This is a genomic window from Microbispora sp. NPDC049125 (assembly GCF_040802045.1).
Lineage (GTDB): Bacteria > Actinomycetota > Actinomycetes > Streptosporangiales > Streptosporangiaceae > Microbispora.
On the sequence record NZ_JBEZDW010000078.1, the window covers coordinates 1 to 10,201 of the forward strand.

The 10,201-nt window shown below is 72.3% G+C and carries 2 protein-coding genes; both read left to right on the forward strand.

The window, feature by feature from the left end:
• Positions 1–57 precede the first annotated feature (57 nt).
• Positions 58–6,549, forward strand: a complete 6,492-nt coding sequence (locus tag AB0B72_RS39740; RefSeq protein ID WP_367744946.1) for an SDR family NAD(P)-dependent oxidoreductase — start codon at positions 58–60, stop codon at positions 6,547–6,549.
• 41 nt (positions 6,550–6,590) lie between these two features.
• Positions 6,591–10,201 (forward strand): type I polyketide synthase (locus AB0B72_RS39745; protein WP_367744947.1); only part of this gene is annotated, 3,611 nt, incomplete at its 3' end.

Here is a 10,201-nt window from a genome sequence, read left to right on the forward strand (position 1 = left end):
GAGACCGGGGCCGAGGGCGCGGCCGCCGAAGAGGGGACAGGGCTCAGGGACAGGCTCATGGCCCTGACGCCTGCCGACCGTGACCGTGTCGTCCTCGAACTGGTCCGGGAGCACGTCGCGGCCGTGCTCGGGCACGCGTCGCCGGCCGACATCGATCCCGGCCGTCCGTTCAGGGACCACGGGTTCGACTCGCTCACCGGTGTGGAGCTGCGCAAGCGGCTGAACGCGGCGACCGGCCTCGCGCTGCCGGCGACGCTCGTCTTCGACTACCCGGCACCCGCCGCGCTCGCCGATCACCTTCTCTCGCTCGCCATGGGGACGGAGGCCGATGAGGCCGAGTTCACCCGGAACGTGGCCGCCGATGACGACCCGATCGTGATTGTGGCGATGAGCTGCCGGTTCCCCGGTGGGGTCCGCAGCCCCGAATCGCTGTGGCAGCTCGTGGCAGGAGGAGGGGACGCGATCTCCGCCATCCCCGCCGACCGGGGCTGGGACGTCGACGGTCTCTACGATCCCGACCCCGACCAGCCGGGCAAGAGCTACGCCGCCGAGGGCGGTTTCATGGACGACGCCGCCGAGTTCGACTCCGAGTTCTTCGGGATCTCGCCGCGTGAGGCGCTGGCGATGGACCCGCAGCAGCGGCTGCTGCTGGAGACCTCCTGGGAGGTCTTCGAGCGGGCCGGCATCGACCCGGACACGATCCGCGGCAGCCGTACCGGCGTCTTCGTCGGCTCCAACGGCCAGGACTACGGCACACTCCTGCTGATGTCGCAGGAGGGCCTCGAAGGACACGTGGCCACCGGCAACGCGGCCAGCGTCGTGTCGGGCCGGTTGGCCTACACCTTCGGGCTGGAAGGTCCGGCGGTCACGGTCGACACCGCCTGCTCCTCCTCCCTGGTGGCTCTTCATCTGGCCGCCCAGGCGCTGCGCCAGGGCGAATGCTCCCTCGCGCTGGCGGGCGGCGTGACCGTGATGGCCACACCGGGCGCGTTCCTGGAGTTCAGCCGCCAGCGCGGGCTCGCCGCCGACGGCAGGGTCAAGGCGTTCGCCGCCGCGGCCGACGGGACAGGCTGGGGTGAGGGTGTCGGCGTGCTGCTGCTTGAGCGGCTGTCGGACGCCGTCGCCAACGGGCACCAGACGCTGGCCGTGATCAAGGGCAGCGCGGTCAACCAGGACGGTGCCAGCAACGGCCTCACCGCCCCCAACGGTCCGTCCCAGCAGCGGGTCATCCGGCAGGCCCTGGCCTCCGCCGGGCTCAGCCCGGCCGAGGTGGACGCGGTCGAGGCGCACGGCACCGGCACGACGCTGGGCGACCCGATCGAGGCCCAGGCGCTCCTCGCGACGTACGGCCAGGACCGGGACGAGCCGCTCTACCTCGGGTCGATCAAGTCCAACATCGGGCACACGCAGGCGGCGGCGGGCGTGGCCGGGATCATCAAGATGGTCATGGCCATCCGCCACGGCGTGCTGCCCCACACGCTGCACGTGGACGAGCCGACTCCGCACGTGGACTGGACGGCGGGCAGCGTCGAGCTGCTGACGGAGCCCAGGCCGTGGCCCGAGCTGGACCGGCCGAGGCGGGCGGGAGTGTCGTCCTTCGGGTTCAGCGGCACCAACGCCCACGTCATCGTCGAGCAGCCCGCCGCGCCGGCCCCCGCCCCCGTCCCACCGCCCGTCGAGGGCCCCGCGCCGTGGTTCCTGTCCGCGAAAAACGAGCAGGCGCTGCGGGATCAGGCCGTACGGCTGAGGGGTCACCTCGACGCGCATCCGGAGCTGGATCCGAGAGATGTCGCCTACTCCCTCGCCACGTCGCGCTCCGCCTTCGAGCACCGCGCGATGATCGTGGGCGATCACCACGACACCCTCGCGAGCCTGGCCCGGGGGGAGTCGGCCCCGCATCTGGTCCAGGGCGTCGCCTCTTCCGGCAAGGTGGCGTTCCTGTTCACCGGTCAGGGGTCCCAGCGGGCCGGGATGGGCCGGGAGCTGTACGAGACTTACCCTGTCTTCGCCGAGGCGTACGACCAGGTCTGTGCTCATCTGCCCGCCATCGACGGCGACTTGCTGGATCGTACGGAGTTCACCCAGCCCGCTCTGTTCGCGATCGAGGTGGCGTTGTTCCGCCTGGTCGAGTCGTGGGGCATCGTTCCGGACTTCCTGGCGGGGCATTCCATCGGGGAGATCGCCGCCGCTCATGTGGCCGGGGTGTTGTCGCTTGAGGATGCCTGCACGCTTGTCACCGCGCGGGGCCGTCTGATGCAGGCCCTTCCTGAGGCTGGGGCGATGGTCGCCCTGAACGCCTCAGAAGACGAAGTCCAACCCCACCTCACCGACGCCGTCAGCATCGCCGCGATCAACGGCCCCGCCTCCGTCGTCATCGCAGGCGAGGAAGAGGCCGTCACAGCGGTCATCGCGCAATTCCCCGACCGCAAGTCCAAGCGGCTGAACGTCAGCCACGCCTTCCACTCCCCGCTGATGGACCCGATGCTGGAGGACTTCCGCCAGGTCGCCGAATCTCTGACGTACAACACCCCGCAGATCCCGATCGCGTTCGGTTCGGACGCCGACTACTGGGTCTCCCATGTCCGCCAGCCGGTGCGGTTCCTGGACACGATGCGGACGCTGGAAGCCGAAGGAGTACGGGTCTTCCTGGAGCTCGGTCCCGACGCCGTACTGACCGCGATGGGCCAGGACTGCGCCGACGGCACGTTCATCCCGGCACTCCGTAAGGGGAGGCCGGAGGCGGAGACCGTCACCACCGCCCTGGCCCGGCTCCACGTCGCGGGCGTCACCCCCGACTGGGCCGCCCTGTTCCCCGGCGCCCGGCAGGTGGACCTGCCCACCTATCCCTTCCAGAGGCAGCGCTTCTGGCCCCGTCCCCGCACCGTCTCTCCAGGAGAGGCGACCGGACTCGGCCTCGACGCGGCCGGGCACCCGCTGCTCGGCGCCGCCGTACCCGTGGCCGGTGGGGACGGGTTCCTGTTCACCGGCAGGCTGTCCGCCCAGACGCAGCCCTGGCTCGCCGACCACGTGGTCATGGGCAGGGTCATCCTGCCCGGCACGGCCTTCGTCGAGCTGGCCATCAGAGCGGGCGACCAGGTCGGCTGCGACCATCTGGAAGAGCTGACCATCCAGGCCCCGCTGGCCCTGCCGGAGCAGGCAGGCGTACGGCTGCAGATCGCGGTGGGCACGGCCGACGACGCTGGACGCAGAACCCTCGACATCTACTCGCGCGCCGACGACCAGCCGTGGACGCACCACGCCACGGGTGTGCTGGCCCCTGGCGCGGCGGCCGAGCCGGCGGCCATGACGGCATGGCCCCCGGACGGCGAGCCGATCCCGCTTGACGGCTTCTACGACGCCCTCGCCGGCATGGGCTTCGGCTACGGCCCCTCCTTCACCGGGCTCACCAGGGCGTGGCGGCGCGACGGCGACGTCTTCGCCGAGGTCGCCCTGCCGGAGGGGACGGACGGGAGCGAGTACGGCCTGCATCCCGCCCTGCTCGACGCCGCCCTGCACGCCGTCGGCCTCGGCGAGTTCATCGCCGAAAGCGGCCGGGGACACCTGCCCTTCGCCTGGACCGGCGTCAGCCTGCACGCGGCGGGGGCCGGCGCGCTCCGCGTCCGGCTGGCTCCCACGGGCCGCGACGGCGTCACGCTGGAGATGGCCGACGACACCGGCAGGCCGGTCGCCTCCGTGGCGGGGCTGATCCTGCGCCCGGTCGACCCCGGCCAGTTCGGGGACGGCCGTCCTCAGACCGGCGACGCGCTCTTCCAGCTCACCTGGACCCCCGTGCCCGCCGTGGACGATCGACCGGACCTCTCCGACATCGGCGAGCTCGTCGAACTCGGGCGGATCCCCGACGCCGAGGCCGTACCGGGCGCTGCCTTCGTCCTGCTGACCGGCACCGGCACCGGCGACGACGACGTCGCCGCGAGGGCCGGAGCGGCCACCCGCCGGGCCCTGGCCCTCGTGCAGGACTGGCTGGCCGACGACCGCACGGCCGCCGCACGGCTCGTGCTGGTCACCAGCGGCGCGGTCGCCGTCCTTCCCGGGGAGGACGTCCGCGACCTCGCGCACGCCCCGGTCTGGGGTCTGGTCCGCTCCGCCCAGTCGGAGAACCCCGGAAGGTTCGTCCTCGTCGACGTGGACGACCCGGACCCCGGCCACCTGCACGCCGTCCTGGCCGCCGCCCTCGCCACCGGTGAGGCGCAGCTCGCCGTACGCGATGGCGTGGTCCACATTCCGCGCCTGGTCAGAGCGGGCGCCGACGGCGCGCTTGTGCCGCCCGCCGGTGAGCGCGTCTGGCGGCTGGACGTCACAGCCAAGGGCACCCTGGCCAACCTCACGCTCGTGCCCAACCCCGAAGGCGTCGCCCCCCTGGCCGAAGGCGAGGTCCGCGTCGCCGTACGCGCCGCCGGGGTGAACTTCCGTGACGTGCTGAACGCGCTCGGCATGTACCCCGGCCCGGCGGGGCTCCTCGGCATCGAGGGCGCCGGCGTCGTCGCCGAGGTCGGCCCCGGCGTGACCGGCCTCGCGGTCGGCGACCCGGTGATGGGCCTGCTGTCCGGCGCGTTCGGCCCGCTGTCCGTGACCGACCGCCGCTACCTGGCCAAGATCCCCGCCGGGTGGACGTTCGAGCAGGCCGCGTCGGCGCCCATCGTCTTCCTCACGGCGTACTACGCGCTCACCGACCTCGGCAGCCTGCGCGCGGGGGAGTCGGTGCTGGTCCACGCGGCGGCGGGCGGCGTCGGCATGGCCGCCGTCCAGCTCGCCAGGCATCTCGGGGCCGAGGTCTTCGGCACGGCCGGCGTCGGCAAGTGGGACACCCTCCGCGCCATGGGCCTGGACGACGAGCACATCGCCTCCTCCAGGACGCTGGAGTTCGAGGACGCCTTCCTGCGGGCGACCGGCGGACGCGGCGTGGACGTGGTGCTCGACTCTCTCGCCCGCGACTTCGTCGACGCCTCACTGCGGCTGCTACCGCGGGGCGGGCGGTTCCTGGAGATGGGCAAAACCGACGTCCGCGATCCCGCCGACGTCGCAGCCGCCCACCCGGGCGTCGGCTACCAGGCGTTCGACCTCATCGAGGCCGGTCCCGACCGGATCGCCCGCATGTTCGCCGAGGTGCTCGGGCTGTTCGACAGCGGCGCGCTGACCCCTCTCCCGCTCACGGTGTGGGACGTACGGCGGGCGCCGGAGGCGTTCCGGCTGCTCAGCCAGGCCCAGCATGTCGGCAAGGTCGTGCTGACCGTCCCCGCCGGCTGGAACCCGGACGGCACCGTACTGATCACCGGCGGCACCGGCGCCCTGGGCGGCAGGCTGGCCAGGCACCTGGTCGCCGAGCACGGCGTGCGCCACCTGCTGCTGACCAGCCGTACCGGCGGCGAGCCCGACGCCGAGCTCGTCGCGCTCGGCGCCGAGGTCACGGTGGCGGCCTGCGACGTGGCCGACCGCGAGGCGCTGCGGGCCCTGCTGGCCGCGATCCCCGCCGAGCACCCGCTGACCGCGGTCGTCCACACGGCGGGCGTCCTCGACGACGGCGTGGTGGAGGGCCTCACCCCCGAACGTCTCGCCGCGGTGCTCCGCCCCAAGATCGACGGGGCGGTCAACCTGCACGAGCTCACCGGCGACGTGGACGCGTTCGTCCTCTACTCCTCGGTTTCCGGCGCGTTCGGCAACGGAGGGCAGGCCGGTTACGCGGCGGCGAACGTCTTCCTCGACGCGCTGGCCGCGCACCGCAGGGCGGCGGGCCTGCCCGCGCAGTCGCTGGCCTGGGGCCCCTGGGCGGAGGGCGGCATGCTCGGCACGCTCGGCGAGGAGGAGATCCGCCGCATGACCCGGGGAGCCGTGCCGCCGCTCAGCGCGCCGGAAGGGCTGGCGCTGTTCGACGCGGCCGGATCGCTGGACGCCGCCACCGTCGTCCCCGTCCGGCTGAACCTTCCCGTGCTGCGGAACGCCGCCACGCTGCCCGCCGTACTGCGCGGCCTCGTCGGCGCCCCGGCCAGGCGCGTCGTCGACACGGGCGCGGCGGCCGCGGCCACGCTGCGCGAGCGGCTGGCGAGCGCGCCGGACGCGGGACGGGAGCCGCTGCTCGTGGAACTCGTCTGCACCGAGGTGGCCACCGTGCTCGGCCACGGCACGGGGACAGGGATCGAGCCGGAGCGGGCGTTCAAGGAGCTCGGCTTCGACTCGCTCACCTCGGTGGAGCTGCGCAACCGGCTCAACGCGGCGACGGGGCTGCGCCTCCCGGCGACGCTCGTCTTCGACCACCCGACGCCCGCCGCGCTGGCGAGGCGCCTGCGCGTGGATCTCCTGGGAGACGAGACGCCGGCGGCGCTGCCGGTGCTCGGCGAGCTGGACCGGCTGGAGGCCATCCTCCTGGCGTCGACGCCCGGCCACGCCGAGCACGACAAGATCACGATGCGTTTGCGGAGTCTGCTGTCGAAATGGAGTGACACGCACAGTGCGACCGACGAGGACCGTGAACTTCAGTCAGCGACCGCCGACGACATCTTCGAACTGCTCGACAAAGAACTCGGCATTTCCTGAAACTTCGACCCTTTTCCCCACCGCTCCCAGGAGGTGACGTCATGGCGAACGAAGAGAAGTATCTCGAATATCTCAAGCGCGCCACCGCTGACCTGCGTCAGGCGCGCAGGCAGATTCGCGAGATGGAGGAGCGGGACCAGGAGCTCATCGCCATCGTCGCCATGAGCTGCCGGTTCGCCGGCGGCGTCCGCACCCCTGAGGACCTGTGGGACCTGGTCGCCGCGGGAGGGGACGGCATCGGCGCCTTCCCCACCGACCGCGGCTGGGACCTCGACGAGCTCCACGGCGAGGACGCCGGCACCACCAACGCCCGCGAGGGCGGCTTCCTCCACGACGCGGCCGAGTTCGACGCGGGCTTCTTCGGGATCTCGCCGCGTGAGGCGACCGCGATGGACCCCCAGCAGCGGGTGCTGCTGGAGACCGCCTGGGAGGCGCTGGAGCGGGCCGGCATCGACCCGGCGTCGCTGCGCGGCAGCCGGGGCGGCGTCTTCGTCGGCGCCGCCTCCTCCGGGTACGGCGGGGGCGTCCACGAGGGCCTGCGCGGCCTTGAGGGACACCTGCTGACCGGCAACGCGACCAGTGTGATCTCCGGCCGCATCTCGTACGCGCTGGGCCTCGAAGGCCCGTCGGCCACCATCGACACCGCGTGTTCGTCCTCTCTCGTCGCGCTCCACCTCGCCATCCAGTCCCTTCGCCAGGACGAGTGCTCGCTCGCCCTGGTCGGCGGCGTCACCGTGATGACGCACCCGGGCACGTTCATCGCCTTCAGCCGCCAGCAGGGCCTGTCGGCCGACGGCCGGTGCAAGGCGTTCTCCGCCGACGCCGACGGCACCGGCTGGTCGGAGGGCGTCGGCGTCCTGCTCGTCGAGCGGCTGTCGGACGCCGTCCGGAACGGGCACCCCGTGCTCGCCGTCGTCCGCGGCTCCGCCGTCAACCAGGACGGCGCCAGCAACGGCCTCACCGCGCCGAACGGCCCTTCCCAGCAGCGCGTCATCACCCAGGCGCTCGCCGGCGCGCGCCTGACCCCCGACCAGGTCGACGTGGTCGAGGCGCACGGCACCGGCACCGTGCTCGGCGACCCGATCGAGGCGCAGGCGCTTCTGGCGACGTACGGCCAGGCCCGGCCGGCGGACCAGCCGCTGTGGCTGGGGTCCCTGAAGTCGAACGTCGGTCACTCGCAGGCGGCGGCCGGAGTCGGCGGGATCATCAAGATGGTCATGGCGATCCGCCACGGCCTGATGCCGAAGACGCTCCACGTCAACGAGCCCACCCCGCACGTCGACTGGGCGTCGGGCGCCGTACGCCTGCTGACCGAGGCCAGGCCGTGGCCCGAGGTCGACCGCCCGCGCCGGGCCGCCGTGTCCTCCTTCGGCATCAGCGGCACCAACGCGCACACGATCATCGAGCAGGCTCCGGTGGCCGAGGAGCCCCCCGCCGCCGAGGTCTCCACCGCGTCGCCCGCCCTGCCCGTGCTCGTTTCCGGCCGTACGGCCGAGGCGCTGCGCGCCCAGGCCGGACGTCTCCGGAGCGCGCTCGACGCGGGGACCGGGCTGAAGGACATGGCCTACTCCCTCGCCACCACCCGATCCACTTTCGAGCATCGCGCCGCGATCGTGGCCGAGGACATCGAGTCGGTCCGGCGCGGACTGGACGCCCTGGCCACCGGTACGGCCACGCCCGGCGTCGTACAGGACGTCGCCTCGGGGCGGGGCAAGGTGGCGTTCCTGTTCACGGGGCAGGGGTCGCAGCGGGCGGGGATGGGCCGGGAGCTGTATGAGGTCTTCCCGGTGTTCGCCGAGGCGTTCGACGCGGTGTGCGCTCATCTGGGTGTGCCGGTGCGGGAGGCGATCGCCGATGAGCGGTTGCTGAGGCGTACGGAGTTCACTCAGCCGGCGTTGTTCGCGGTTGAGGTGGCGTTGTTCCGCCTGGTGGAGTCGTGGGGCATCGTGCCGGACTTCCTGGCGGGGCATTCGATCGGTGAGATCGCGGCCGCTCATGTGGCCGGGGTGCTGTCGCTTGAGGATGCCTGCACCCTTGTCGCCGCCCGGGGCCGGTTGATGCAGGCGCTTCCCGAGGGTGGGGCGATGGTGGCCCTGAACGCCTCGGAGGAAGAGGTCCTGCCGTATCTGACCGACCGGGTGAGCGTGGCGGCGATCAACGGCCCTTCGTCGGTCGTCGTCGCGGGTGAGGAGGATGCCGTCACCGCCGTGGTTGCGCGGTTCCCCGACCGCAAGTCGAAGCGGTTGAAGGTCAGCCACGCCTTCCACTCCCCGCTCATGGACCCGATGCTGGAGGACTTCCGCCGGGTCGCCGAGTCGCTGACCTACAACCCGCCGCGGATCCCGATCGCTTTTGGTTCGGACGCCGATTACTGGGTCGCTCACGTTCGTCAGCCGGTGCGGTTCCTGGACATGATGCGGTCCTTGCAGGCCGACGGGGTGAGCACCTTCCTGGAGCTCGGCCCTGACGCGGTGCTGTCGGCGATGGGCCCCGAGTGCGTCGACGGTGTCTTCGTTCCTGTGCTGCGCCGGGAGCGGTCTGAGGCCGTGACGATGGTCTCCGCGCTGGCCGCCCTCCATGTGCGCGGCATCGGAATCGCCTGGAGCGCCTTCTTCGCCGGGTCGGGTGCGCGGCGGGTGGATCTGCCGACGTATGCCTTCCAGCGGGAGCGCTACTGGATCGAAACGTCACCTGCGGACCGCGAAACTCCGGCTCCGGACGGAGACAGCCAGGGAGAGAGCCGCTTCTGGGACGCGGTGGAGCAGGTTGACCTGGCGGCTGTGGCGGGGGAGCTGCGGCTGGAGGATTCGGCGGTTCGTGAGTCGCTTGGTGTGGTGTTGCCGGCGTTGTCGTCGTGGCGGCGGGGGCGTCGTGAGCGGTCGGTGGTGGACGGCTGGCGGTACCAGGTCGCGTGGAAGCCGCTGGCTTCGACGTCGCAGGGGGTGTTGTCGGGGACGTGGCTGGTGATCGTCCCCACCTTGGGTGCCGCTGTGGAGCCGGCTGGTGGTCTTGCCGGTGAACTTGTTGGGGTGTTGGCCTCTGGTGGTGCCCGGGTGGTTGAGGTGCCGGTGGATGTGGCCGGTGTTGATCGGGCGGGTCTGGCGGAGCTGATCGGCACAGCGCTGGCGTCTGTTCCGGGGTTTGAGGATTCCGGTTCGGGGGTGAGTTCGGGACCTGGCTCGGTGGCGGGTGTGGTGTCGCTGGTGGCTTTGGCTGATCAGGCTGGTGACATCGATGGGTGTGGCGTTCCTGTGGGTGTGGCGGGGACGTTGGTGGTGGTGCAGGCGTTGGGTGATGCCGGGGTGGGGGCCCCGTTGTGGGTGCTGACCTCGGGTGGGGTTGCGGTGGGCCGGGCTGAGCGGCTCGGCAGTGCGGGTGCGGCGTCGGTGTGGGGGCTGGGCCGGGTGGTGGGGTTGGAGCATCCGGAGCGGTGGGGCGGTCTGATCGATGTGCCCTCCCAGTTGGATGGGCGTGCCGGGGCCCGGCTGATCTCCGTGCTGGCCGCGGGCACGACGACTTCCGTGGCGGGTTCGGTGTTGGTTGGTGAGGATCAGGTGGCGGTGCGGGCGTCGGGGGTGTTCGTCCGGCGGTTGGTGCGTGCTGGTGCTTCCGGGGTGGGTCAGGTGGGGTGGTGTCCGCGGGGGCGGGTGCT

Excerpts from the sequence above, each read along its gene's own strand:
- AB0B72_RS39740 (WP_367744946.1), top strand. The coding sequence starts at position 58 with ATGGCCCTGACGCCTGCCGACCGTGACCGTGTCGTCCTCGAACTGGTC.